23 protein-coding genes are annotated in these 25,359 nt (G+C 40.7%); 10 read left to right on the top strand and 13 right to left on the bottom strand.

The window, feature by feature from the left end; translation table 11 throughout:
* Window positions 1–182 precede the first annotated feature (182 nt).
* Complete coding sequence (locus QZL88_RS04460; RefSeq protein ID WP_296938842.1) at window positions 183–1,835, bottom strand: glycogen/starch synthase; 1,653 nt, start codon at window positions 1,833–1,835, stop codon at window positions 183–185.
* Between the two features lie 342 nt (window positions 1,836–2,177).
* Between QZL88_RS04460 and QZL88_RS04455 the strand changes: the two genes are divergently transcribed.
* The 4 genes from QZL88_RS04455 to QZL88_RS04440 all read left to right on the top strand — a co-directional run bounded on the left by QZL88_RS04455 (window position 2,178) and on the right by QZL88_RS04440 (window position 4,710).
* On the top strand, window positions 2,178–2,459 hold the full coding sequence (locus QZL88_RS04455; protein ID WP_006800502.1) for a hypothetical protein: 282 nt from the start codon (window positions 2,178–2,180) through the stop codon (window positions 2,457–2,459).
* The gene (locus QZL88_RS04450; RefSeq protein ID WP_296938841.1) at window positions 2,456–3,001 is read left to right on the top strand and encodes a 1-acyl-sn-glycerol-3-phosphate acyltransferase; all 546 of its coding nucleotides are present in this window, start codon (window positions 2,456–2,458) and stop codon (window positions 2,999–3,001) included. The genes QZL88_RS04455 and QZL88_RS04450 overlap by 4 nt, the downstream gene beginning before the upstream one ends.
* Before the next feature lie 82 nt (window positions 3,002–3,083).
* A complete protein-coding gene (locus QZL88_RS04445; protein WP_296938840.1) occupies window positions 3,084–3,869 on the top strand; it encodes a nitrilase family protein in 786 nt (261 codons plus the stop codon).
* A 25-nt stretch (window positions 3,870–3,894) separates the two neighbouring features.
* Window positions 3,895–4,710, top strand: coding sequence for an META domain-containing protein (locus QZL88_RS04440; RefSeq protein WP_296938839.1), 816 nt, complete (start codon window positions 3,895–3,897; stop codon window positions 4,708–4,710).
* A gap of 119 nt (window positions 4,711–4,829) precedes the next feature.
* Here the strand turns inward: QZL88_RS04440 and QZL88_RS04435 are convergent, their stop codons facing one another.
* The 4 genes from QZL88_RS04435 to aldA all read right to left on the bottom strand — a co-directional run bounded on the left by QZL88_RS04435 (window position 4,830) and on the right by aldA (window position 9,055).
* Window positions 4,830–5,408 carry an LUD domain-containing protein gene (locus tag QZL88_RS04435; protein WP_296938837.1) on the bottom strand — a complete coding sequence of 193 codons (579 nt, stop codon included), beginning with the start codon at window positions 5,406–5,408 and terminating at the stop codon, window positions 4,830–4,832.
* On the bottom strand, window positions 5,398–6,792 hold the full coding sequence (locus QZL88_RS04430) for a lactate utilization protein B (RefSeq protein WP_296938836.1): 1,395 nt from the start codon (window positions 6,790–6,792) through the stop codon (window positions 5,398–5,400). The genes QZL88_RS04435 and QZL88_RS04430 overlap by 11 nt, the downstream gene beginning before the upstream one ends.
* Window positions 6,789–7,529, bottom strand: coding sequence for a (Fe-S)-binding protein (locus QZL88_RS04425; RefSeq protein WP_296938835.1), 741 nt, complete (start codon window positions 7,527–7,529; stop codon window positions 6,789–6,791). Before QZL88_RS04425 ends, QZL88_RS04430 begins: the two co-directional genes overlap by 4 nt.
* Window positions 7,530–7,618: 89 nt before the next feature.
* Window positions 7,619–9,055: an aldehyde dehydrogenase gene (gene aldA / locus QZL88_RS04420; protein ID WP_296938834.1), complete on the bottom strand. Its 1,437-nt coding sequence runs from the start codon at window positions 9,053–9,055 to the stop codon at window positions 7,619–7,621.
* A gap of 168 nt (window positions 9,056–9,223) precedes the next feature.
* Between aldA and QZL88_RS04415 the strand changes: the two genes are divergently transcribed.
* A complete protein-coding gene (locus QZL88_RS04415; RefSeq protein ID WP_296938833.1) occupies window positions 9,224–10,174 on the top strand; it encodes an NAD(P)-dependent oxidoreductase in 951 nt (316 codons plus the stop codon).
* Window positions 10,175–10,230: 56 nt separating this feature from the next.
* Here the strand turns inward: QZL88_RS04415 and QZL88_RS04410 are convergent, their stop codons facing one another.
* The gene (locus QZL88_RS04410) at window positions 10,231–10,587 is read right to left on the bottom strand and encodes a hypothetical protein (protein WP_296938832.1); all 357 of its coding nucleotides are present in this window, start codon (window positions 10,585–10,587) and stop codon (window positions 10,231–10,233) included.
* Between the two features lie 393 nt (window positions 10,588–10,980).
* Window positions 10,981–11,406: an organic hydroperoxide resistance protein gene (locus tag QZL88_RS04405; protein ID WP_296938831.1), complete on the bottom strand. Its 426-nt coding sequence runs from the start codon at window positions 11,404–11,406 to the stop codon at window positions 10,981–10,983.
* A gap of 632 nt (window positions 11,407–12,038) precedes the next feature.
* On the opposite strand from QZL88_RS04405, the gene QZL88_RS04400 reads away from it, so the two are divergent.
* Window positions 12,039–12,953, top strand: coding sequence for an arginine deiminase family protein (locus tag QZL88_RS04400; RefSeq protein ID WP_296938830.1), 915 nt, complete (start codon window positions 12,039–12,041; stop codon window positions 12,951–12,953).
* 12 nt (window positions 12,954–12,965) lie between these two features.
* Window positions 12,966–13,445: a hypothetical protein gene (locus tag QZL88_RS04395; RefSeq protein ID WP_296938829.1), complete on the top strand. Its 480-nt coding sequence runs from the start codon at window positions 12,966–12,968 to the stop codon at window positions 13,443–13,445.
* Between the two features lie 78 nt (window positions 13,446–13,523).
* Here QZL88_RS04395 and QZL88_RS04390 read toward each other — a convergent pair whose 3' ends face one another.
* The gene (locus QZL88_RS04390) at window positions 13,524–16,064 is read right to left on the bottom strand and encodes a prolyl oligopeptidase family serine peptidase (protein ID WP_296938828.1); all 2,541 of its coding nucleotides are present in this window, start codon (window positions 16,062–16,064) and stop codon (window positions 13,524–13,526) included.
* Window positions 16,065–16,331: 267 nt separating this feature from the next.
* Between QZL88_RS04390 and QZL88_RS04385 the strand changes: the two genes are divergently transcribed.
* Window positions 16,332–17,285, top strand: a complete 954-nt coding sequence (locus tag QZL88_RS04385) for a hypothetical protein (protein WP_296938827.1) — start codon at window positions 16,332–16,334, stop codon at window positions 17,283–17,285.
* A 155-nt stretch (window positions 17,286–17,440) separates the two neighbouring features.
* Here the strand turns inward: QZL88_RS04385 and QZL88_RS04380 are convergent, their stop codons facing one another.
* Both QZL88_RS04380 and QZL88_RS04375 read right to left on the bottom strand, forming a co-directional pair.
* Window positions 17,441–17,767, bottom strand: coding sequence for a hypothetical protein (locus QZL88_RS04380; RefSeq protein ID WP_296938826.1), 327 nt, complete (start codon window positions 17,765–17,767; stop codon window positions 17,441–17,443).
* A gap of 143 nt (window positions 17,768–17,910) precedes the next feature.
* Window positions 17,911–18,945 (bottom strand): glycerophosphodiester phosphodiesterase family protein, encoded by a 1,035-nt coding sequence (locus tag QZL88_RS04375; RefSeq protein ID WP_296938825.1) that lies wholly within the window; start codon window positions 18,943–18,945, stop codon window positions 17,911–17,913.
* Between the two features lie 464 nt (window positions 18,946–19,409).
* Between QZL88_RS04375 and kbl the strand changes: the two genes are divergently transcribed.
* The gene (kbl, locus tag QZL88_RS04370; RefSeq protein WP_296938824.1) at window positions 19,410–20,606 is read left to right on the top strand and encodes a glycine C-acetyltransferase; all 1,197 of its coding nucleotides are present in this window, start codon (window positions 19,410–19,412) and stop codon (window positions 20,604–20,606) included.
* Window positions 20,607–20,609: 3 nt separating this feature from the next.
* Entirely contained in the window at window positions 20,610–21,569 is a 960-nt protein-coding gene (locus QZL88_RS04365) for an NAD-dependent epimerase/dehydratase family protein (RefSeq protein WP_296938823.1), read from the top strand.
* A gap of 57 nt (window positions 21,570–21,626) precedes the next feature.
* Here the strand turns inward: QZL88_RS04365 and QZL88_RS04360 are convergent, their stop codons facing one another.
* Genes QZL88_RS04360 through QZL88_RS04350 form a run of 3 tightly spaced genes read right to left on the bottom strand, consistent with a single transcriptional unit; the run spans window position 21,627 to window position 25,257 of the window.
* The gene (locus QZL88_RS04360) at window positions 21,627–22,502 is read right to left on the bottom strand and encodes a transporter (RefSeq protein WP_296938822.1); all 876 of its coding nucleotides are present in this window, start codon (window positions 22,500–22,502) and stop codon (window positions 21,627–21,629) included.
* A 30-nt stretch (window positions 22,503–22,532) separates the two neighbouring features.
* Window positions 22,533–22,778 carry a hypothetical protein gene (locus tag QZL88_RS04355; RefSeq protein WP_296938821.1) on the bottom strand — a complete coding sequence of 82 codons (246 nt, stop codon included), beginning with the start codon at window positions 22,776–22,778 and terminating at the stop codon, window positions 22,533–22,535.
* Window positions 22,779–22,794: 16 nt separating this feature from the next.
* A complete protein-coding gene (locus QZL88_RS04350) occupies window positions 22,795–25,257 on the bottom strand; it encodes an endonuclease MutS2 (protein WP_296938820.1) in 2,463 nt (820 codons plus the stop codon).
* Window positions 25,258–25,359: the final 102 nt, after the last annotated feature.

The following is a 25,359-nucleotide window of genomic DNA, read 5'->3' as shown; positions in this document are numbered from 1 at the left end:
TCCGTGAATAATAAACAGGTCTGTGACCTAGATTCCTTCCTCGTTCCTTTTATAACGGATATATTTTGCGGTTTGTTTATTATTCGAAGTTACAAATATAATGAATTTGGAACGTTCTATTGTTATATATTTTGTTTAAGTCTTCCCTGCTTATTGCAAACGTTTGCAATGAGATAAGAAAATCAGGTACGGCTGGCCGCTTCGGCTAGAGCAATGCGATAGGCGTCCTCGTAGTATTGGTAGAAATGTGCCCAATCGGCCATATCTGCCCTATCTAATGCCGCCTGACGCAAGATTCTCTCCTGCTCATTACTTTTTGTCGTCATTTCGAATACCCGGTTGCAGATATCTTCCGATACTTCTATAAAATTATAATCGTCGCGGGTTATAACCTCGGCTCCGTCGTCCATTCCTTTTTCATCACCCATTTTACGCATCCAGAGTCCGAATCCGGCTAAAGATGTCGTAATGGTAGGTACGGAGAACGCAATACTCTCGTGTGGTGTATAGCCCCAAGGCTCGTAGTAGGAAGGGAATACGGTGACATCCAGTCCTATAAGCAGATCGTAATACGGCATATTGAAAATACCGTCATTCCCGTTAAGATAGGATGGTACAAAAATAATTTTCACCCGGTCTTCGGTCTTGTTTCCCATTTTCAGATAGTTGATCTGGTTCAGTACCGAATCGTGATTCATATTACGAAGCCAATGGGTGATGTGCGGATGACTGAGAGATGTACTCGGAGTCTTTCTCAATTTTAACCTGTCTTGCAGATCGGCACGGGGCCCGCTAATCCACGCCGGCACCATGATGAATGCGATCACATCTTTTTCGAGCTGTTTTATCTGCTCCAGCCGGTGCATGGCGTCGATAAATACATCTATACCTTTGTTGCGATACTCATAACGCCCGCTGGTAGCAACCAGCAGAGCATCTTCCTGTATATCGTATCCTAATAATTTCTCAGCTACATTGATAAGCTTTTTGCGGGCTGTCAGGCGTTTTTCTTCGTGTTCCTGTCCTACGGGGATAAAGTCTTTTTCGAATCCGTTAGGTGTTACTATAGGATCGCGGTGAAGTAACTGGCGGCATTCCCGGGCGGTGATATCGCTCACAGTGGTAAAACAATCTACATGCTGCGCAGCTGCCTTTTCTATTGAGTGCTTTGCTTCCATGTTCAGTTCGCGTGCCATCTGGTCGCTATCGTAAGCCGACAGGTAGTTATAAAGAGGCTTACCGTTTCCGGCTATAGAACGCCCGATAGATGTGGCATGTGTGGTAAAAAGCGTCCCCACTTTCGGCAGGCGGTCTTTTATGTATAATGCGCCCATTCCTAACATCCATTCGTTGAAATGAGCAACTACATTTTTATCCTGAAGTTTATGATATTTGTAAAAACTTTCGATAACCGCACCCGAAGCATATGCAAACATACATGATTCGTCATAGTCGCCGTAAGCATTCAGCGAATCTACACCGAACTTATGCCACATATCGCCGTATATCGCATCTTTTGCAGGGAAAAACTGATTGAAATTGACCAGCACCACAATAGGTTGCCCCGGAACATCCCAGCGGCCTATCCGGATATTTAATCTGTCTTGTTTTATTGCTGTTTTTTTCCAGTCTGCCAGAAGAGTTTTATCTTCTTTAAACCATGGACTTTCTTTCTCTGTCCACACATCCGGACCTATAAATACAACCCTGTCTTTGCATACATCCTGCATCGACTTGGCTCTGGTAGATAATACCGTATATATTCCTCCTACTTTGTTACAAACCTCCCAACTTGCTTCGAAGATATAATCCGGATTATTATTTTGTTTTGCCATATTATATTAAAGGTCTCAGACCCGTTTATTACTTTGTTAAACTTAGTAAAGACAATATGTAGCTAAATTGAAATATATATTATCAGATACACTCTTTCTCTTAGTTATACAGTATTGCTTTACGGTTTATTTTATTTAATACTTATTAATTCCTAATGCGTAAGTTTATGAGTATCTTTTTTAGTACCTTTGCCCCGCACTTTAAGGTTTCAGGCCTATTTATTGCTTATCTAAACACAACAACGCTTGTTGTTTATGATTTGGAGACAAGGCATAAATACCTCTTTGATTCAAAGGAGCACAAAGATAATAAAGATATAAACGTATAAAAAATATTTTCTTATGAGTAGCAGACGAAAACTAAAAAAAAGTATAATTGCAACGATGGAATTACTGTATGTAGACTGTCTGTTTTATAAGATATTCGTAGTCGATGCGGACAAAGAAGCAGCCGACAAAGTCATTACCCATATAGTAGAAGTCCAAAACGAATTGCTGAAGCGTGTGAATGTAAATGAAGGCAAGGATGTGAAAGGCAGAGTTAAGTCTTATTATAAAAAATTAAGAGTTGATATCCAGGAACAAACAAATACGATTGCCAAAGAAATAGCAGCTCTGGGTTGATGAAAAGTTTCAGTAATTTTATCCTCCGCCTTATAGGGTGGAAAATAACCGGGCAGACCGATCTGCCTGAAAAATGTGTTATCTGTGTTGCACCGCATACAAGTAATTGGGATTTACCGTTAGGATTGACTGTCTATAGCGCATTAGGCAGAAAAGCATCATTTCTGATCAAGAAAGAGTGGTTTTTTTTCCCTATGAATATTATTTTCAAAGGACTTGGCGGTATTCCTGTAGACCGTTCGCGAAAAACTTCACTGACTGAACAGATGTCGGAAATATATGCAAAGAGAGAAAATTTCCAACTGGCTATAACTCCCGAAGCTACCCGGAAACTGAATGCAGAATGGAAAAAAGGATTCTATTTCATTGCTTTGGCTGCTAATGTACCGATTGTTGTTGCAGCACTCGATTATGGAAAGAAAGAGGCTGATTTTAAGAAGATCCTGATGCCTACAGGAGATGTGGACGCCGATCTGGAAATAATTAAAGCCTGCTATAAAGGAGTGGTTGCAAAACACCCTCAATATTTTTCTTTAAAATGAAAAACGAAAAATTAAAAGTGAAAAATTAAGATTTAATATATTTTTCACTTTTCGTTCTTCACTTTTAATTTGATAACATATTATGCTACAAGACTGTAAGCTCAGGATTAGTCTTGTGCAATACGATATTGCATGGGAAAATAGACAAAAGAACCTCGATTATATACATACTGTTGTATCAGGTCTCGAAGGTAAAACCGATGTTGTAATTCTACCCGAAATGTGCACTACGGGCTTTTCCATGAACAGTCATAATCTGGCCGAGCCGGTTAGCGGTAATACTATAACCTTATTGAAACAATGGGCTGCAAAATATGACATTGCTGTATGTGGTAGTTATATAGCCAAAGAAAATACTGATTTTTATAATCGGGGATTTTTCATTACTCCTTATAAAGAATTCTATTACGATAAACGCCATCTCTTCCGCATGGGAGCTGAGCCTCAGTCTTTTTCGGCAGGAGGCAAACGTTTGATTTTTGAACATAAAGGCTTCAATATCTGTTTACTTATTTGTTACGACTTACGGTTTCCCGTATGGGCCAGGAATGTTGATAATGAGTATGACCTGCTTATTTATACTGCCAACTGGCCGGCTTCACGGGCAAAAGTATGGAACGCTTTGTTAACGGCCCGTGCTCTTGAAAATATGGCTTATGTATGTGGGGTAAACCGGATAGGAAAGGATGGTAACGGACTGATACACGAAGGCGGCTCAAAGGTTATTGACGCCAAAGGGGATGAAATACTCTCTCTCGGTCTGAATCTCGGTCAGCTCGAAACAGTTTGTTTATCAAAATTGGAGTTGGAGCAATTCAGGGCTAAATTTCCAGTATGGAAAGATGGCGACAGATTTGAATTAAAGTAATAGAATTATCATTAAAATATTAATTATGAAACGTATTTTAAATCCGGCGGTTCTTATAATCGCAATTATAACACTTACATTCGGCTTACAAAGTTGCAATTCGGCAAAACCGGTTGATAAAACCCAACTGGAAGGTTATTGGACACTTAAAACTCTGAAAGGTGAAGATGCTAAAACGGCATTTGCAGGAACATTGCCTTATCTGCAATTCGATTTCGCTAAGAATCTGGTCTCCGGTAATGGCGGATGTAATGGATTTACGGGAGCTTTTACACTGACAGATAAGAACGAATTTTCTGCACCTAATCTGGCAGCAACAATGATGATGTGTGTACAAGCAAATAAAGAGCCCCAGTTCTTCACAGCCCTTTCTACTCCTAACCTCATCTTGTCGTTAGACAAAGAAGGGTTACTGACTTTGTCTGAAGATAAGACAGTGATACTACAGTTCGAAAAAGGCGAAGCTCCTAAAATAGCAGCTGCTACGGATATTGTAAATGCAGAAAACTTAACCGGAGCGTGGACCCTTACGTCTATAGCCGGTGGCGATATGGCTACATTGTTTACAGGAAAAACTCCTACGCTGGAATTCACCACAGATGGAAAAGCATTCGGTAATGGAGGCTGTAATACATATCGCACATCATATACATTACAGGAAAATACAGTGACTTTTGGCCCTGTGATGTCTACAAAGATGGCTTGTCCGAGTCTGAAAGGAGAAGGTTTATTTACAGGACTTCTTGCCAGTCCACTGCAAGCCGGATTGAATGGCGATAAACTGACATTCTTCAAAGAAGGAAATGTTGTACTTGAATTTGTAAAAGGAGCAACAGAATAATTTTTTCTGTCTTATCTAATATAAAAGCGCCTGTAAGCAAAGTTTGACGCTTTAGGCATTTTAAGGATTTATATCGAATAGAGTAGGGGTGAAAATTTTTTCGCCCCTATATTTTTTTTCTACTTCAATATCACGGTCACTCCTTTTGCACCATGTGCCCCTACTACCAGCGACTGTTCTATGTCAGCCGTTTTAGATGGGCCGGAAATAAATACACCGAAGCCATAGTCATTAAAGGTTAGTTTATCATAGGCTTCATGCATATTATTTACCACAGACCTCCTGTCGAGTACGATAACCAGATATTCTGAAATAAAATATACTACTTTCTCCTTTACATTTTGCGGAATCCAGATACATCCGTTTTCGGCAACGCCTACTTCACCCTCTATTATAGCCAGGTCTATTCCATTCAGTTCGTGCGGGTTCGCCGCATTATCAGGATTAACGGTTGCAATGGTTATATCCGGTAAGTTGGAGGCTATCACTTTAGCGTCCGCATACAGAGAGCGGATAACTTTATTTATATCTTCATCATCATTCAGGATAATGGCATCTCCTCCGACAGCCTTACTTATTTCTATAAATTGGGCTATTTTATCAGGATATTGTATTCCTTCTATATCTATATCGGGCATCTCATATCTGTCGGTTATATGTTGCCTTATATTGCCTAATATATCATTTTTACTGTTCATCGCTTCCTGCTTTATTCGTTTGTACTTTTCCCTTTTTCCACATCTCGGTAAACGATTCACTGGCGAATTGTGGCAGTTCTCGTCCTTTACCCCAATCGTTTAATCCATTATATAGCATAAATCGTGGCAGGTGATTTACAACCGGTGCAAATTTCAGCCCTGTTTTGTATAAAGCCGGATGCGTGAACAGGAATTTCATGCCCCACGACATCATTTTCTTCATTTTATCCGCCTTGTGAAACGAATCTAGATTCTGTCGCCAACGGTATATCTGATCTGCCAGATCTATTTTTACCGGACAAACATTGTTGCACGAATAGCACAGCGAACAGGCCGAAACATTATCAGCGTATTCTTCCGGCGATTTCAGCATTCCCAGATTAATACCGATAGGCCCCGGTATGAAGTAAGTATATGAATATCCTCCGCTTCTCCTGTATACAGGACATGTGTTCATACATGCTCCGCAACGGATACATTTCAATGTTTGTATGTGTTCTTTATTTCCGAGTATTTCACTTCGTCCGTTATCGACCAGTATGATATGCATTTCACAGCCTTTACGCGGCTTGCGGAAGTGGGAAGTATAAGTAGTTACGGGCTGCCCCGTGGCCGAACGCGCGAGCAGACGGGTGTATACACTCAAGGCACGGTGGTCGGGTATAATCTTCTCTATTCCCATCGATACGATGTGTACTTTGGGTAGCGACGTACCCATATCCGCATTCCCTTCGTTGGTGCAGACTACTACGTCACCGGTCTCCGCCACGCCGAAGTTAGCCCCTGTCATACTTGCATCGGCTGTCAGAAATTCGTTGCGCAAATGCTGGCGGGCAGCACGGGTAAGGTATGTCGGATCACTATTATCTTTTTCGGTATGCAGCTTATCTTCGAATAGCTTGCCTACTTCCTGTCGCTTCAGGTGAATAGCAGGCATTACAATGTGGCTCGGTGGCTCGTTCATCAGTTGGAGAATGCGCTCACCCAAATCACTCTCTACCACATCGATACCTCGGTCTATCAGGTATGGGTTCAGGTGACATTCTTCGGTAAGCATCGATTTACTTTTTACCAACTTCTTCGCATTATGTTCCGAGAGAATACTGTATACGATCTCATTATGTTCCGTTGCATCTTTTGCCCAATGGATTATAACACCGTTGGATTCGGCATTACTGACAAATTTTTCGAGATACTGGTCGAGATGGGTAATGGTATGCATCTTCACCTTTGCTGCCAGTTCACGTAAGTGTTCCCATTCGGGGATAGCCATTGCCATACGGTCACGTTTCTCCCGCACCATCCAAAGGGTTTCATTATGCCATGTTTCCTGCTCTTTATTGGCAATAAAGCGGTCTGCCGCCTTGGTATGTTTCGTACTCATAGTCCCGCAGCTAAAATTTGAATAACATGAATAAACTTAACTGGAAGTTTCTCTCTGCTAACCACTCCCTGCATATGCATCAGGCATGAGCTATCGGCTCCGGTTATATATTCTGCCCCGGTAGCCATATGGTTCCTTACTTTATCCTGTCCCATACATACCGAAACGGAAGGCTCTTCGATAGAAAACATTCCTCCAAATCCGCAGCACTCATCGACTTTCTGAGGTTCCAGCACTTCGATTCCATTTACTAAAGATAGTAAATCTCTCACCTTTGAGTAACGGGGAATATTCAGTTCACTTGCCGAAGATAAATGTAATTCCCGCACACCATGACAACTGTTATGTACACTCACTTTATGAGGAAAATTGCCCGGAAGTTTATCTACTTTCAATATATCGTGAAGGAACTCGCACAGGTCATATATTTTTCCGCTTGTCCGGCACAGATGCTGTTCTTTCTGCAGCAGGCGGGGATAATTTTCTTTTACAAAAGCGGCGCAACTGGCCGACGGAGCGACAATATAGTCGTATTTGCCGAAAAGTTCTTCGAACTGTTTTGCCAAAGGAATGGCTTTGTCTTCAAAACCTGCATTTGCCATCGGCTGCCCGCAACATGTCTGATCGATGGGATAATCCACATCCACACCCAGATAATCGAGTAGCTTGTATGAGGCTACCCCCACTTCGGGATATATGGCATTTACATAGCAGGGGATAAATAATCCTACTTTCATCTTTATCTTAAAATTAGTTGATCGCTATAAAGGTAATAATATAAAAAACTCAAAGCCAGCAGACTTTGAGTTTTTTATTATTGGACTTATCAGCCTTTTGTTTCCAGATACACTACATGTGTCTGAAGATATTCTTCAAGTCCGTGTTTACCATCGGCACCGCCGATTCCCGATTTGCGCCATCCGGCATGGAATCCCTGCATAGCTTCAAAGTTTTCACGGTTGATGTATGTTTCTCCGAATTTGAGCGCTCTTACCAATTTGAATGCAGTATCCAGATTCTGAGTATAAACGGAAGATGTCAGGCCATACTCACAATCGTTAGCCCACTCTATAGCATCGTTTATATCGGAAAATTCAACGACAGGTAATACCGGGCCAAATGTTTCTTCTTGTATGATGTCCATTTTCTGAGTAGCTTCTGACAGAACTGTTGCTTCAAAGAAATAACCTTTCGTTCCGATACGCTTACCGCCACAAAGAAGCTTACAGCCCTGATTGACGGCTTTCGCAACTTTCTCTTCTACTGATTTTAACGCATTTGCTTCTACGAGCGGCCCCATGTCCAAGTCTGCTATTTCGGAAGGATTCCCTGCTTTTACGGCTTTCATACCCGCAACCAGTTTTTCAAGGAATATGTCTTTCACTTTCTTGTGTACATATACCCGTTCGGCACAGTTACAAACCTGCCCTGTATTGATAACACGGGATGCGATTATCGATTTCACCGCCAGATCGAGGTCTGCATCGTCCATCACGATAGCCGGAGCTTTACCTCCCAGTTCGAGTGAAACTTTGGTAACATTTACCGATGCAGCAGCCATTGTTTGTATTCCCGCTCCCACACTACCAGTGAGGCTTACCATTCCTACTTTCGGATTGGCTGCCAGTTCGTGCCCGATAACCGAACCACGTCCCATTATCAGATTGAATACTCCGGCAGGAATACCCACTTCTTCAACTATCTGAGCGAATACATATGCATTTTCCGGTGTTATCTGACTTGGTTTTACCACTATCGTATTTCCCGTTACCAATGCCGGAGCAGCCTTACGTGCTATGAGGAAGAAGGGAAAATTCCACGGGAGAATACCGGTTGTAACCCCGATCGGTTTCTTAAACAGGAAAATATTTTCGTGCGGACGGTCGCTCTGGATTATTTCACCTTCATATCTGCGTGCCCATCCTGCCATATATTCGAGATAATCGGCGGTGAAAAGGACTTCTACATTTGCCAGGCCTTGTGTTTTTCCTCCTTCACAAACGATTATATCAGTCAGTTCTTTTTCTCTTTTACGGATGCCTGCTGCAATCTTTATCAGATAGCTTGCTCTTTCTACGGCGGGAGTAGCCGCCCATTTGTCCTGTGCTTTTTCTGCTGCATCGATTGCCTTCTTCGCATCTTCGATTGTACCTTCGGGTTGTCGTGATATTACTTCTTCTGTCGACGGATTTAGTACATCTATCCATTTACCGGATGTGTTTTCTACAAACTTACCGTCGATAAACATTTTTAGTTCTTTCATGGTGTTTAATGTTTATATTATTAATATACAGGTATTCCAAGCCTAAATTCGGAAACTAAAATTATAAAAAAAAGAGTATATCGCATTGCAAAATTTGATATTATAGTTTCAATAAATGACTATATAATAATAAACTAAACTTATCTTTACAGCTTAAATAAACTTAACATGAAACGAATAGCAATAACGGGAGCGGCAGGCAATCTCGGCGGACTATTAGCGCAGGGGTTGAAAGATATGGATGTGTATCTCAATCTGCTGATACATAAGAAAGATATTGCCGGGAACCTGAAAGAAAAAGAAAATATATCCGTTTTCAAAGTAGATTTAGCAAACAAGGAGACATTGTGCGATGCACTCGAAAATGTCGATGTAATCGTTCATTTTGCGGGAATATTATTCAAAGCGAATCCCGAAAAATTTCTGCCTACAACAAATACGCAATACTTCAATAACCTGTTAGATGTTGCTGTCCGACAAAAAGTAAAACGCATTATCCTCATCAGTTTCCCACATGTAGAAGGTGAATGCAGCCCGCGAAATCCGGCGACCGGAGTGTTGACCGGAAAACCGGAATCGATGCATGCAAAAACACGCCTCGAAGAAGAAAAACTCTTGTTCAGGTATGGAGAGAAATATGATTTTGAAGCAGTCTCTTTGCGGGTAGGAATGGTATATGGCGAAGGAATCCTTATGATAGATGCAGCACAATGGTTTGCCCGTCATAGGTTACTGGGAGTATGGAAGAAACCGACGTATATACATCTTATCTCGAAGCCCGATTTTGTGGATGCAACGATTGCTGCTGCCATGAATCCCGATATAAAGGGGATTTATCATATAGGGGATGAAGGTGTGCAGACTTTACAGCAATTTCTTGATGATATAACAATTTATAAAGGGAATCACAAGCCCTGGCGTATGCCCGTATGGATGATAATGACTGCAGCACGTGGATTTGAGCTGTTCTCTGCCCTTTTTGGTACGCAAAGCCCGTTGACTGTCGATTTTGTAAGGATAGGAATGGTTTCTTATTATGGAGATACGAGGCGTATGAGAAAAGAATTACTTCCCCAATTGAACTTCAGAACATACAAAGAGGGAATTGAACTGCTTTGAAAAAATAAAGGGAAGAATAAATCCTTCCCTTCAATTTGTTTAATAAACATCACATCTTATTTATTAGCTACAAGAACACCTTGTGTCTGTTGATATGTAGCATTTAATATTGCCAGATATTTACGGTATTGCTGTGCAGATAATACAGATTTTGTGTTTGCCAAATTGAAGGCTAAGGCTTTCCATGCCCCCTCTTTGTCATTATCCTGCAACGCATCTTTCAGCTTCTCTGCCGAATCGTAGAATATATTTCCAAGCTGTTCTTTCTGTGCAGGACTAGCCTGTACATAATCGGTTACTGTATTGAATGTACTTTTGTTATTCAATACCCACAAAACCTCATAATCGTTGCTCGCAAATGAACTGATACTGAACGCCAGTATCGCTACAAATAAAATTGATAACCTTTTCATAACCAAAAAAAAATTAATTTAAAAAACAATCTTTATTGACTTACAGGCACAAAAAAAACAAAGAAATCCCATCTTGTTCATGGTATTCTTTGTTCGTTATGCTTGTAAATTATTGATAACCTAATTCACGATACAAATGTAAAGAATAATTTTTAATTTAATGTCTTTTTGGTGATAAAAAGTGTATTTATGTATCATATATATTTTCTATTGACTTGTCGTGAACTTTTTTTGATATATGGTTGTTTTATGAAGATGCACTAAAAGTAAAACAGTCCCCTCGGGAAACTGATCTACTTGTTTCCAAATAAAAAGCGCGAGCATGCGCTCACGCCTTTATCCAAAAAATCAATCCATATATAATAATAAATACAGGGCAGCAGAACTGCTTAATTATTTATTTTCAGTAGTCACTTTCAAAGTTACTTCTATATTGTTTCGTGTAGCATTGGAGTAAGGGCATACCTGATGTGCTTCTTTTACCAGTTCTTCGGCTTCTTGCAGGCTGATCCCCTTTATATGTATATCCATTTCCACAGCTAGTTGAAAGCCTCCTCCTTCTTTAGTACCGATGCTTACTCTGGCAGTCACTTCGGGTTTTATGTGGATCTTTTTTGCTAATGAAACGTGGCTTAGGGCGCTGCCGAAGCAGGCGGAATAACCTGCTGCAAAGAGTTGTTCGGGATTTGTATAATTACCACCCGGACCGCCCATTTCTTTAGGAGGTCTTACTTCCAGGTTCAGTACTCCGTCCGAAGACTTGACACTACCGCTTCTTCCTCCTACTGAGGTCGCTACTGCTGTGTACATTTTTTCCATACTACTGTTTTTTTAATTTGCCTAGTTAATATAGTAAAACAATGGTAAGTCGTGTATTGTTCAGTGATAGCTATAATAAAGAATATAAGGTATAATAGGGTAATGGTGCGGAATTTATTTTTTTTGAGATAGTTTATCTATATAATAAGCTGGTAGCCTTTAGCTGATAGATGATAGCTCTTTGAAGTATTGATAGGCCCCTTGCCCCCCGAAGGGGGAAGAGTAGACAAGATACGAGATATAAGTTGCTAACTATTTACTGAAAAAAGTGTTACCTCTGTTACTTTTTATTTAAACACAGAGTAAAAGGAGTAACACGGAGTTTTTTATAAACAGGATACTCCGCTCTGCTCAACACGATAAGCTAATTACTAATTATTCATTCTTAATTATTCATTATTTTCTCTGTTACCTTTGTTGCTCTTTAATTATATATGGTTAACGAATATTAAAAATACGGCATGAAAGTAGTGAGAAAATTGTCAGATATGTCAGGTTTTAACTAAATGTAATTGATTAATGTGAATCAAATCAATGGTTAAAATTTTCGATTTTTGTGTGTTTACCTAAAGACTTTAAAGAGTTATCCCTTATTTTTATAAAAGCACTATCTTTGCACAAAATAAGAAGTTATGATACTAAATGTACAAAATGAAACGGCGCCACTGAAAACCGTTGTGCTGGGACAGCCTTATTCGTTAGGAAAAGAACCAGTACTGGAAGATACATATGATGCCAAATCTTATGAGTCTGTTCAAAACGGCACTTATCCTAAGGAAGAGAATATCGCCGATGAAATGACCGCATTTGAGAAAGTTTTCTTAAAATATGATGTGGAAGTTCTTCGTCCTCTTATTTTGCCCAACTGTAATCAGGTCTATGCCCGTGATGTAGCATTTGTGATTGATGATAAGATTATCACATCAAACATTATACCCGACCGTGCAGATGAGCAGGAAGCATACGCACCTATATATAGCCAGATAGCTTTCAATAAAATATATAACCTGCCCGAGAAAGCACATGTAGAAGGCGGAGATGTGGTACTATATGGTGATACCGTCTTTGTCGGTACTTATATGGAAAGGGATTATCCTGAATACAAAACCGCCAGAACAAATGCATATGCAATAGCCTTCCTTCGGGAACTATATCCTGAGAAAAACTTTGTGGCGCTCGAACTGGAAAAGGATGATACCGACCCCCGTAAAGGTATCCTGCATCTCGATTGCACTTTCATGCCGGTAGGTAATGGTAAGGCTATTATTTATAAAGATGGTTTCAAAAACGAAAAGGACTACCATCTTCTGGTCGATTTTTTCGGTAGAAAGAATATTTTCGAGGTTACACAGGAGGAAATGTATTATATGAATACAAATGTATTTTCCATATCTCCTACAGTTGTTGTAAGCGAAGAACGTTTTATACGCCTTAATCGCCATTTGGCCGATGAATGGGGGGTGACAGTAGAGGCTATCCCTTATTTCGAAATATCTAAAATGGGAGGATTACTCCGCTGTTCTACACTACCATTAGTTAGGGAATAATCTTTTATGAAAATGAATATGCTAAAATCCCAGGTTCTCCTCTTAGTTTTCGTGCTTGTATCCATTACCGTATCCGCGCAGATGATCGGCGCAGGCATGCAGGCGGCAAAAAGTGAGAAAGTTCAGTTCGCTGCTAATATACATTCCAGATATTACACATATAATGGAGATGTAAATTTCTTCTTGTTTGGAGGCTTGGATTATACAGGAGGCAGTACCAAACTTTCCGGATTGAATGTAAAAGCCATTTCGCCCACATTGGATTTTGCAAGTATGGTTTTTGGAGATTATGCCGATAGAAGTGTTTTGTGGCTGTCGTGCGATGCGGGGTATTTACGGAACTTTAATGAGAAAAAGTCGAGTGGGATTGTGCTTACCCCTAATATTATGTGTGCGTATAGTTTGTTTTATATAAAGACAGGGTATGATATGAATGTGTCGCGCGGTAATAATCAATTTTTTGTGCGGTTGGGACTCATTCTTTCATTATAAGTAATAAGTATTGAGTATTAAGTTGAAAGAATTTCAAACCACTTATTACTCAATACTTACTACTCATCATCCATAAAATTATTTAGCGTCGGGATAAAGACCTTTCCACCAGCCATTATCGTCTTTCAGCCATTTGGCAAACCAGGCCATTATGGAATTGTTCCACTCCACACGCCGTTTGTAATTCATTACTCCGTGGTTTTCGTCTTTCACCTGTATAAATTCTGTCGGGCGGCCCAATATCTTCAAAGCTGTATACATCTGGATACTTTCGCCTATAGGCACATTGGTGTCGACCGTACCGTGTGTAAACAGAATAGGAGTATGCACTTTGTCGGCGCTGAACAATGGACTTTGCTTTACATACAGGTCGGGATTGTTCCACGGGTAGCTGTGAGCACTTGCGCCCGAACTATAAGTGTATCCCCAGTATCCTTCGCCCCAGTAGCTGCTGATGGAACTGATTCCTGCATGGGATACGGCAGCCGCGAATATATCCGTCCGGGTTTGCAGGTACATGGTCATAAATCCGCCGTATGACGCGCCTACACAGCCGATTTTCTTGTCATTTACATACGGGTGTTCTTTTACAAACTGTTTTACGCCTTCTATGATATCTTCGGCCGTACGTTTACCCCATGCATTGACATGCAGGGCAGCAAACTTCTGTCCGAAGCCGGTTGCGCCGCTCGGCTGTATAATATATACCACATAGCCTTGTGATGCAAACACATGAGCAGGATACGGCCCTTCAAATGTACGGGAAGTAGGGCTGGTACCTCCGTAGTAATATACGATCATCGGATATTTCTTTGACGCGTCGAAGTTTGGAGGCAGGTAACAACTGCCTTTAATCTCTGTTCCTGCGGAATTGGTAAAGTTCCAGTCTTCCGCTTTTCCGAGAGTCATTTCAGATAGCCTGTCGTTGTATGGGTCGGCTACCATTGTCGACTTTTGATTTTTTATATCATACAGATAGGCACGGGTAGAGTTCGACTGGCTTACGCCGAAATAGATTGCGGACAGAGCGTTGTCAGCCGTCGAGAATGATCGTACAACTTCTTCGTTTAATGGCAGTTTAGTAAAAGACTTGCTGGAAGGATTGTATGTATACATGTTCACATAGTCCTTGTCGGTAGTGCGGAAATAGATCAGATTGTCTTTCTTGTTCCAGAAACTATTGTCGATACTCGGATCGAAATTCTTTGTGATCGGGTCAATCTGTTTTGTGCTCAAGTCCATGATAAATGCGAGGCCGTTATAGCTATTGGCTATTTGTCCGGCATTTATATTTTGTCCTATACCGCCGAAGGCTTCACCGGCACCCGAGATTAGGACTTTTTTACCGTCGGGGGAAAAAGTCGCGCCATATGCAAAACCTTCGTTTGTCCATAAAGTATCTACTGTCATAGTCGGCAAATCCAGCTTGAGCATCGTATATTTACGGAACGGACGTTCGGTAACCGTTTCATCGGTAAAAGAAACCAGAAGCTGTTTTGAGTCGGCGCTGATGTCGTTGAGCCATGTGGTATGCGAGCCATATGTAAGTTGCTGGCTTAGTCCCGATCTGATATCGTATTTATAGATGAACGAACGGTTGGTGTACCCCGGTTGGCGGTCTTCTGGTGATAATAAAAGCTTTAAATCGCCTTTGGTTTCTTCGCCTTTCTCCTGTTTGGTATAGAAAAGAGTCTTTTCATCCGGAGAGAAAGTCATAGACTCGTCCGGAATGTTCTTTGCAAGGATCGTTTCCTGTAATGTTGCCGGATCGATGGTAATCAGATTTGTGCCATCTTCGGTTTTTAGTAAGTAGAACATTTTTTCGCTTACAGGCATCCAGCTTAATTGCTTTTTACTGCCATCGGTATCCAGTAGGACTTGTTTGCCTGTGGAGACATTATATAATTCGGTAGTGGATACGCTTTTTTCTCCGAATGTATTTCTGTACGAAATCAAAGCGTATTGTCCGTTGGGCGACATACTGGTATTGGTTACTCTTTTACCTAAGAGCATATCGGTAAAGTTTACGAACCTTTTGCTCGTATTTAGAACTGAAAAAGTAGTCTTGTGATCATCCTTTTCATTTTCTAATACAATTTTGAAAATTGGGGAGGATTTATCTTCCGCCGAAGCCAATAACTTTATTACAACACGGCTGGATAAAGGATATGGGTTGAAAGTAGCAGTAACTTCTTTTTCATTCCTGAAGTTTTCTTCCCTGGTGGTTTTCGAGGTGCTGAGTTTACCATCTACATATAGCTCGAACATATTCGGAGAGGTTATCTTTAGGGATAATTTCGCATAACGGTCGGCCTGTACATAGAATGAAAATAGCTGGAAAGTATAGCCTTCCCTAGGCTTTTCCGCATAAAAATATCCGGCAGTGTCGGATTTAAGAGGTCTCACAAAAGCGGTTTGCTCAGGAATGGTCAGACTCATCTTTAATAATTCCTTATCGGAATACTTATCTCCTTTGAGGTTGGTAGAATCTACAATTAACGGATTGATAACAGCAACGGGCGGAGCTGCATATATCTGGGGTAGTTTTTGTTTGATCTGAGAAAACATGCCTATAGCCGATATTAGGCATAGGGCGATAACCGACAATCGTAATTTCATATATTTTATAATATTTTATAGTTTAGGCAATAAAGATATGAATTATACGATAGACAAACGGAATTATGGCAGTGAAAAGCATTTGTTTGGTGTGATGTTTTATAGCAGAGGTATCTTTAATTGGGGATAATGTATTATCTTTGAGCATTTAAAATGCACGTCTTAACTAGCAGGGGTAGAGCAGGATTTCTTTTGATTCTGCCGGATTACTCAAGAGTACTTAATGTTATTAACGCCTATATTAAACACTATCATTGATATTAAAAAATGAAGATCTTTACACACTACATTATCTATATTTTATCGGTCATTGTTATATTTTCTTCGTGTGGCGAAGATATAATGCTTTATCATGAAAGGGAACCCGAACCGGAACCAGAGCCCGAACCGGAATATTACTGGTTACTGGAAAGTGTAGACTATCCGGAATATAAAATTCAGTCGATGCAGTCCCGTAACGATTTTGTACTGACATATAATGATGCAGACTCTATAATAGTAATAGATAATGATGGGGGGGACTATATTAAGGTTGACTATAAAGACAAATTTTTCTCATTTGCCCGCGTGAGGAGTTCTTCCGCGACAAGCCGGACATCAGATAGCCTGCTGATTTACCTGAATGAGAATAAGCAGATAGATTATGCCCTGCATGTGACCAATACAGAGAAATTTAGGGATGGCGAATTGATTTCGAATGAAAGAACATGGAACGATTCCACGGTCTGTAAATATAATGCAGAAGGCTATATGACCAATATGGATCATTATGATTACAGTGGGAATAATAACTCCCTGTCATATGCCGAGGAATATGTGATTACAGACGGCAATATAACCGAAGTAACCTCATCGGCGGGTTATCATCATATATATACATATGACAAGACTACATATATTAAGTCGGCAAGCTATGTGTATGAAATGCCTCTGAATACAATAAGTATAAAGAGCAGGGGAGGATGCTGGTTTATGTCCAGTCTGCCTTTCCTGTCGGCTAAATATCTAGGAAAGGCTAGCGTGAATAATGTATCGCGGACTATTATAAAGAAAACGGAAAGAAATGGAGGTGAGCCGGATTATGCTGATATCGCATATGAGTACACACTCGATGAGAATAATATGTTAAGTACGGCGACACTTTCCGGAACGGTTAACGGAGAACGTATTCCGGATGATTTTGTATCTAAGTTCTCCCATTTCGGAAAAGAAAAGAAATAATATAAGAAAGCCCGGCATTAAACCGGACTTTCTTGTTTAATCCCGACTTAGCTACAAATAATGAACGAAGAATTGAGAGATATTCATTACCTAACCAAGCCGGGAGGCTAAGGGGGCAGCCTTATATTTTCAGATATTATCTATTGGCGGATATATCATAATACTTCTCCTGTGGCTTTGCTGACTTTTACTATATCGCCTTTTGTCCCACTGATATACCATATTTCGTTATCCAGGCTTACCGAAAACGGTCCCTGTCCGGCTAGTAGCGGTTTGGCTATCGCCATAACCGACAGTATGGTTGGTACAGCGTCATTATAAATTACCGATGTAAAGGATTGGTCTTCCCGTCGTTCTTCGGATCGAGCTGATACTTCGGTGTTATTCTTATATTTATCTCTGGGATTACCTTTAAATTGATAGAATATAGCGGAAGCTATCATCGATATCAGGCAGATAGGATATATTACAGTCTTACTCATAATAATCTAAGTTTTATCGGTTACATTATATAGAGGGATATATAGTATATATTCCATAATAAGACTCCTGTTTTTTCTTTATGGAAAATAAAAAAGCGCTGAAATGTTTGATTCTCAGCGCTTCCTGTTTTTAATTGTATCTTTTATTTTTTAGCGTCCAGTATTTCCAGAAGAATTTCCGGTTCGTCAGTGGTAATGTAATCGATATTCTGATCGAGCATTGTCTGCATATCTTCAACCTTGTTTACTGTCCATGCATTGGTTAACAAACCTATGGATTTTGCTTTCTTTGCTAAATCCGTATCTTTAATAAAATTACTGTAATGATAGTCTATACCCGACATTCTTTCCGCTTTCAGTTCTTCGAGCGTTTTATCAGCTTCCAGATAAAGAATCTTAGCAGTTGGGTCTAGCTCCCTGATGCGTTTTGCCGCATCGAAGCTGAATGTTATATAATCGGTCCATGCCTGCGCATTCATACGATGTACTATACGGACAGCCGAATCGGCAACGGCTTCGCAACGTTCTTTTCCTTTTTGTGAGGCCTTGACTTCCAGTACCAGGCGAGTCTTATTTTGTTCTTTAATACATTTGATATATTCTTCGAGGCTTGGCAGCTTGTCTCCGTCTTTCAATTCTATTTTGAATAATTCGTCCGCTGTGGTTTCTTCCACTTTTTTTCCTCCTATTTCGGGATCGTGTGAGAGGATAACCTTATTATCAGATGATAGCCATACATCGAATTCAGAGCCTTCGCAGCCTATTTCTATCGCTTTTTTCAATGACTTCAATGAGTTCTGGCTGGCGTCATGGTTTTTCCATGCTCCACGGTGTGCGATAACCTTGTTTCGGATAAAGTCATCTCTGACCAGTTCGAAGGTTTTCTCTCCGTCTTTGGTTTTTACCGTGATTTCGAATCGCCACGGAGTGGATTTTGTGATTGTGGCATTTTTTTTAATCAACAAATGTCCGTCTTCACTCAATACAAACAGGTTAGCCTCATCTTTTACCAAGGAGATTTTTTCTCCGGCCGGAATATTAAATTTTCCAACCTTTACACCTCTTTTATTATTTTTAATCAGGTAATTATCTAATACTAATAGTTCTGTTGACGATTGTGAATACATGACCGTTTGGCTTGAGAATAAAATAAAAAATAAGAACAATAACTTTTTCATAATTATATTTTTAGACATTAATCGTATATATACTATACTATGAATATATGCAGTAGCGGATTCATTATGATTGAAAACGGGCAAACTTAGCATTCTTTTTATAAAAATTTATCTATATCTAAGAATAGATAATGATCTTGAATAGTCAAAGATAAAAAGTAAGGAATGAAAAAGTGTGTATAATCTGTTACTTTTGTTACTTTTTTTATTAATAAATTAAAAATTGGTTATTTATCAGGTGATTGCAGGTTTTGTGCAGAAATGTAACAGGGCTGTACAATTTGTAAAAGTGTTACTTTTGTTACCTTTTTTGATTATTACGATACTGTATTTTAGATTTAGTTGGGATACTTTTGTCATTTCATTTTTGAAGGATTTTATTTCTTTTATTTTGAAAAATATTTCCAATTAATATTTATTCTATCAGTTGACATTTTATTACCTTTACGTTAAAAATTAAGACTATGAATACCTACTCTAGCTTTCAAAAGTATCTTCAAAATGAACTGACCGATATACAATCGGCAGGGCTGTACAAAAACGAACGTATAATAGTATCTCCACAGGGGGCATCTATACGTGTAAGCACCGGACAAGAAGTCTTGAATTTCTGTGCCAATAATTATCTTGGATTATCAGACAATAAGGAGCTAATCGAAGCTGCTAAAGAGGCCATGGATTCACGCGGGTTTGGCATGTCTTCCGTAAGGTTTATCTGTGGTACACAGGATTTACATAAACAGTTGGAAGCAGCTATTGCCAAGTTCTTCGGCATGGAAGACTCTATCTTGTATGCGGCCTGTTTTGATGCTAATGGCGGTGTATTCGAACCGTTGTTGAGCGATCAGGACGCCATTATTTCCGATTCGTTGAACCATGCTTCTATAATAGATGGTGTGCGCCTCTGCAAAGCAGTCCGTTACCGTTATGCAAATGCGGATATGGAAGACCTCGAAAAACAGTTGAAACTGGCACAGTCGCAACGTTTCCGGCTGATAGTGACAGATGGTGTATTCTCTATGGACGGCAATGTGGCCCCGATGGATAAGATATACGAACTGGCACAGAAATACGATGCCATGATAATGATAGACGAATCACATTCGGCAGGTGTAGTCGGTAAAACCGGCCGTGGAACTACCGAATTGTTTAATCTGCGTGGTAAAGTTGAGATCATTACAGGTACATTAGGGAAATCCTTTGGGGGAGCTATCGGCGGATTCACAACAGGTAAGAAAGAGATAATAGACATGCTTCGCCAGCGTTCACGCCCTTATCTGTTCTCAAACTCCTTACCTCCGGCAATCACTGCGGCAGGGATTAAGATGTTCGAGATGATGGAACGCACGAATGAATTACAGGATAAATTGCATGCCAATACAGACTACTTCGTGGAAAAGATGAAAGCGGCAGGTTTTGACATCAAACCTACGCAATCCTCCATCTGTGCAGTAATGCTGTACGATGCGAAGTTATCGCAGGATATGGCCGCCCGGTTATTGGATGAGGGTATTTATGTTACAGGATTTTATTATCCGGTAGTACCTAAAGACTTAGCGCGTATCCGTGTACAAATATCGGCCGGACATGAGAAAGAACATCTCGACAAATGTATAACAGCTTTCACAAAAACAGGAAAAGAACTAGGTGTAATTAAATAAACGATGAAGAACATTCTTATAGTAGGTAGTACGGGTCAGATAGGCTCGGAATTGAGTATTAGGTTGCGCTCGATTTATGGAGACAGTAATGTAATCTGCGGATATTACAAGCCGCCTTACCCCGATGGTTTCTTCGATTGGGGACCGACAGTGGAGATAGATGCAACCGATATAAACCAAATTGCAGATGTTGTAAAGAAATACAAGATAGATACTATTTACAATCTGGCGGCTATATTGTCTGCGACAGCCGAGAAAAATCCTAAATTGGGATGGGATGTAGGTGTAGGCAGCCTGATGAACTGTCTCGATGTGGCCAGAGAGTTCAATTGTGCAGTATTTACTCCAAGTTCTATCGGCGCATTCGGCCCTAATACTCCAAAGGATAAAACACCGCAGGATACAGTTCAGCGTCCGAAAACCGTATATGGGATAACCAAAGTGATGGGCGAACTACTTAGCGATTATTACCATGACCGCTGGGGAGTGGATACCCGTTCGGTTCGTTTCCCCGGTATTATATCCAACCTTACCCACCCGGGCGGTGGAACTACCGACTATGCCGTAGAGATATACTATAATGCGGTGAAAGAGGAGAAGTTTATCTGTCCGCTTAAGGCCGGAACTTTTATGGATATGATGTATATGCCCGATGCACTGAACGCAGCTATTAACATTATGGAGGCTAATCCTGATAGATTGATACATCGCAATTCGTTCAATATAGCAGCAATGAGCTTCGATCCTGAGATGCTGTATAAGGCTATTAAACAGCATTATCCCGATTTTGAAATGGAATATGATGTAGACCCATTGAAGCAGGCGATTGCCGATTCATGGCCCAACTCTCTGGATGATACCTGTGCCCGTCAGGAATGGGACTGGAAACCGGAATACGATCTGGAGAAGATGACCGCTGATATGATAAATGTACTCAAAGAGAGGGAAGTACATTTGATATAAGAATAGTAAAAGTTGGAAAGCATGGCAGTAGAGTCCATGCTTTCTTCTCTATAAATCTTATTCTTCTATTCTGTAACTTACGAAGGCAAATCGCTTGCTATCCGGTGCCCATGAGTTTACATTAAAAGTACCCTGTCCGCCGAATAATTTGACTAAAGTCTGAGGTTCACCTCCTGTTGCAGGTATCATTCGTATCTCTACATGTTTGTAGCGGAGATGTTCGTGCGGTTCGAGATCCCCTTTCCTGTATGCGATGTATACGACATTCTTACCATCCGGAGACAGGTGTGGAAACCAGGAGTTACGATCTTCATCGAATGTCATCTGTGTTTGTTCACTACCATTGGTTTTCATCCGCCATATCTGCATCAATCCGGTACGCACGGAGTTGAACCATATGTATTCTCCATCGGGAGAATATTCAGGCCCGTCATTCAGGCCTTCGGATGTTGTCAGGCGGGTTTCATTGGTTCCGTCAATGGAAATTGTATATACATCCATTTCCCCGTTACGGTTAGCACAATAGGTAAGCATCTTTCCATCCGGGCTCCATCCGTGCATATAGCTTGGCAGGGAAGGGGTTACCTGTTTCGGTTCTCCGCCATCGCCCGGTAATACGAATATTGTGGGGCGTCCGTCGGGTAATGAGCGGTGGCTGATTGCCATTAATCTTCCATCCGGTGATATCAGATGGTCGTTGTTGCATCTGGTGGCGAAGCCTGTGTCGATTAATTCCGGCTCCCCGGAAAAATCTGTAGGGAGTTTATATATCAGACCTTCGCTGTTATATATCAGATGTTTGCCGTCAGGCGTCCAATCGGGAGCTTCTATCAGATAAGGAAACTCTTTCACGATGGTTCGTCTGCCGATAGTGATATCGTATATTTCAAGGATACTGGTAACTTTCGATGGTTCAGTTTGTTGTGGCTGCATAATGTTATGGCTTGTTTTTCTGATAGATAATTATTCTAAGTACAATAGCTTTATTGCAAGATAGCAGAGGATAATTAACATAGCGTATATTATTGGCGTAATAATAATTGTGGCTGCCGCTATATGAAGACTCTTTGGCTTCTCCGGTTTAGCTCTTCTTTTGAATATGCGCCAACAGATAAACCATACGGGTATGGCAATGACAAGTAAGGCGATTATAACGCCATAACCAAAACCTAGTGAAAATCCACCGGAAGGGTCAATATTTATATCCATAGTTTTAAAACTTAATTTAATTCAGGTCTACAACAGTAATACCTGTACCACCAAATTGGACATGTTCGTCCTGATAATTATGTACACCCGGTACTGTACGCAAGTAATCCCGTATGATTTGCCGCAGTGCGCCCGTGCCTGTTCCATGCAGGATACGCACGCGGGATACCCCGACAAGAATGGCGTCGTCAATGAAGTACATAACGGCCTGTAAGGCTTCGTCTCCACGCATGCCGCGCACATCTATATCCTGTTTGAAGTTGAGTTTCTTTTCTCGCATATCGTCACTTACGGCAGCACTGACCAGTGTGCTCTTCGAATCGCGCTTTACCTGATTCTTACTTACATATTCCAGTGTGTCGAGTTTGGCGGTCGATTTTATCATCCCGAAAGCTACTGTTGCACTACCTCTTTGTATATCGAGTACCTGCCCTATAGATGTTTGCCCTTTTATACGGACATTATCACCGATGGTAATTGCTTGCGTCTTTTGCTTTTCAGGAGCCTTTTCTTTTTGTTTCTTATTTTTCTCCTTGTCCTTTAGCTTCTGTATTTTACGGGCAATCTTATCATCGGAGAAATTATCTTCATTATCCAGTGTCGATTTGAATTCACTCAACGTTTGTCGCGCCAGTTTCGTTTTCTCCTTATCAGCTTGTGATTCACGGATCGTACGTATGGTATTCTCTATCCGGGCATTTGCTTCCGACATAATGCGTTCAGCATCAGTTTTTGCCTGACGGATGATTTCTTTTCGTTGCTTTTCTACAGCCAGCAGGTCGGTTTCGTAGGTCTCGGTAACTTCTTCGAGCCGTTTTTCCTTTTGACGGATACTTTGCCGTTTGGTTTCCCAGTAACGTTTGTCGCGGACAATATCCTGTAGATATTTATCCATATTGATATAATCGCTGCCTACTATTTCCGAAGCATCGGCAATTACATCTTCCGGCAATCCTATCTTCCGTGCTATCTCTATGGCAAACGAACTGCCCGGATTACCTATGGATAAGGTAAACAGAGGTTGCATTAGATGACGGTCGTATAACATGGCCCCGTTTATCACCCCTTTGTTTTCATTGGCAAAGTGCTTCAGATTCTGATAGTGAGTGGTGATTACTCCGAAAGCACCCTTCTCGTTGAAACGTTTCAGTAGGGATTCGGCAATCGCCCCGCCTATCTGGGGTTCAGTACCTCCGCCAAACTCATCAATGAGCAGTATGGTCTTTTTATCGCAGTTTCTGACAAAGAACTTCATATTAGTCAGATGCGAACTATATGTACTCAAATCGTTTTCTATAGATTGCTCATCACCTATATCTATAAATATATGGTCGAATATTCCGACTTTGGAGTTCTCGTCCAGGGGAATCGGTAAACCGCATTGTACCATATACTGAAGCAATCCGACCGTTTTCAGGCAAACGGATTTTCCTCCGGCATTCGGCCCTGAAATTATCAACAGGCGGTTGTCTTCTTCCAGTTCTATATCGAGCGGTACTATTTGCTTGTTCTGTTTGCGGTGCGAGAGAAACAGAAGAGGATGTTTTGCCCTGTACCAGCGTATTATTTGTTTATCTTCTATAGATGGTTTGATGGCACTCAGCTCGATAGAGAATGTCGCTTTTGCCCGAATGAAATCGATCATAGCCAGAAATTCATACGATTGCAGAATTTCGGGAACTAATGGGCGTAAAACGTCAGTAAAAGCAATGAGTATTTTGATTATCTCGCGCCTTTCTTCGCTTTCCAGTTCACGTATACGGTTGTTTGCTTCCACTACCTCGGCCGGTTCTATAAAGACCGTCTTTCCCGAAGCGGATTCGTCATGCACTATCCCTTTAATCTTTCGTTTAAATGCCGGAGCAACAGGGATAACCAGCCGTCCGTCGCGCATGGTAGGTGTTACATCCTTTTCTACAAGGCCTTCACTTTGCGCCAGACGTAATATGGCATTCAGACTTTTAGATATGCCTCCCGATATATGGGCCATATCTTTCCGTATACGGTGCAATTCAGGTGAGGCATTATCTTTTATGCGTCCAAACTTGTCGAGGATATTGTCTATTTTACTTATCAGCTGAGGAAATACAACTACTTCCCCTGCTAATGTATATAGATGAGGATAGGGGGTATTTTCTTCATCTTCTTTTTTCAGAAAACTTACAATGTCGCGAATTGTTTGCAGGGAGCGTCTTAAATCGAACAATGCACTTTCGTCTATCCACGTACCTTCTACTTTGATGTTCCGCAGCGACGGACGTACATCAAGAAAATAATTCGTTGGAAAGTCATCCTCTTCCTGTGTGATCCGTATGAATTCCTCACTTTGGGAAAGACTTTCAGTAATAAATATATAATCGGAAGAAAAAGTCATATTATCTACTTTTTCTTCTCCCAGGGGACTCAGGCATCTAGCCGTGAGTAATTGTCGTATTTTGTCAAATCCTATTTTCGATTCGAAATTCTCCGGATATATCACGTTGTGTTCATTTTAGGTTGCAAAGATAGAAATTTTAGTTGTAAGTTATAAGTTTAGGTATAGGGCAAAGGTGCGAAAATCAGCATTTGTCATTACTAATTG

This window comes from uncultured Dysgonomonas sp. (assembly GCF_900079725.1).
Classification (GTDB): Bacteria; Bacteroidota; Bacteroidia; order Bacteroidales; family Dysgonomonadaceae; genus Dysgonomonas.
The sequence above is the reverse complement of the archived record's forward strand: the minus strand, read 5'-3'. Positions and strand labels throughout refer to the sequence as shown.

Coding starts and splice junctions, on each gene's coding strand:
- QZL88_RS04425 (WP_296938835.1), bottom strand. CDS start 7,529: ATGAAAGTAGGATTATTTATCCCCTGCTATGTAAATGCCATATATCCC.
- QZL88_RS04360 (WP_296938822.1), bottom strand. CDS start 22,502: ATGCAGCCACAACAAACTGAACCATCGAAAGTTACCAGTATCCTTGAA.
- QZL88_RS04375 (WP_296938825.1), bottom strand. CDS start 18,945: ATGAAAAAGTTATTGTTCTTATTTTTTATTTTATTCTCAAGCCAAACG.
- QZL88_RS04430 (WP_296938836.1), bottom strand. CDS start 6,792: ATGAGTACGAAACATACCAAGGCGGCAGACCGCTTTATTGCCAATAAA.
- QZL88_RS04460 (WP_296938842.1), bottom strand. CDS start 1,835: ATGGCAAAACAAAATAATAATCCGGATTATATCTTCGAAGCAAGTTGG.
- QZL88_RS04395 (WP_296938829.1), top strand. CDS start 12,966: ATGAATATGCTAAAATCCCAGGTTCTCCTCTTAGTTTTCGTGCTTGTA.
- QZL88_RS04435 (WP_296938837.1), bottom strand. CDS start 5,408: ATGAACAGTAAAAATGATATATTAGGCAATATAAGGCAACATATAACC.
- QZL88_RS04355 (WP_296938821.1), bottom strand. CDS start 22,778: ATGGATATAAATATTGACCCTTCCGGTGGATTTTCACTAGGTTTTGGT.
- QZL88_RS04410 (WP_296938832.1), bottom strand. CDS start 10,587: ATGAAAAGGTTATCAATTTTATTTGTAGCGATACTGGCGTTCAGTATC.
- QZL88_RS04400 (WP_296938830.1), top strand. CDS start 12,039: ATGATACTAAATGTACAAAATGAAACGGCGCCACTGAAAACCGTTGTG.
- aldA (WP_296938834.1), bottom strand. CDS start 9,055: ATGAAAGAACTAAAAATGTTTATCGACGGTAAGTTTGTAGAAAACACA.
- kbl (WP_296938824.1), top strand. CDS start 19,410: ATGAATACCTACTCTAGCTTTCAAAAGTATCTTCAAAATGAACTGACC.
- QZL88_RS04405 (WP_296938831.1), bottom strand. CDS start 11,406: ATGGAAAAAATGTACACAGCAGTAGCGACCTCAGTAGGAGGAAGAAGC.
- QZL88_RS04445 (WP_296938840.1), top strand. CDS start 3,084: ATGCTACAAGACTGTAAGCTCAGGATTAGTCTTGTGCAATACGATATT.
- QZL88_RS04390 (WP_296938828.1), bottom strand. CDS start 16,064: ATGAAATTACGATTGTCGGTTATCGCCCTATGCCTAATATCGGCTATA.
- QZL88_RS04440 (WP_296938839.1), top strand. CDS start 3,895: ATGAAACGTATTTTAAATCCGGCGGTTCTTATAATCGCAATTATAACA.
- QZL88_RS04385 (WP_296938827.1), top strand. CDS start 16,332: ATGAAGATCTTTACACACTACATTATCTATATTTTATCGGTCATTGTT.
- QZL88_RS04415 (WP_296938833.1), top strand. CDS start 9,224: ATGAAACGAATAGCAATAACGGGAGCGGCAGGCAATCTCGGCGGACTA.
- QZL88_RS04380 (WP_296938826.1), bottom strand. CDS start 17,767: ATGAGTAAGACTGTAATATATCCTATCTGCCTGATATCGATGATAGCT.
- QZL88_RS04365 (WP_296938823.1), top strand. CDS start 20,610: ATGAAGAACATTCTTATAGTAGGTAGTACGGGTCAGATAGGCTCGGAA.
- QZL88_RS04455 (WP_006800502.1), top strand. CDS start 2,178: ATGAGTAGCAGACGAAAACTAAAAAAAAGTATAATTGCAACGATGGAA.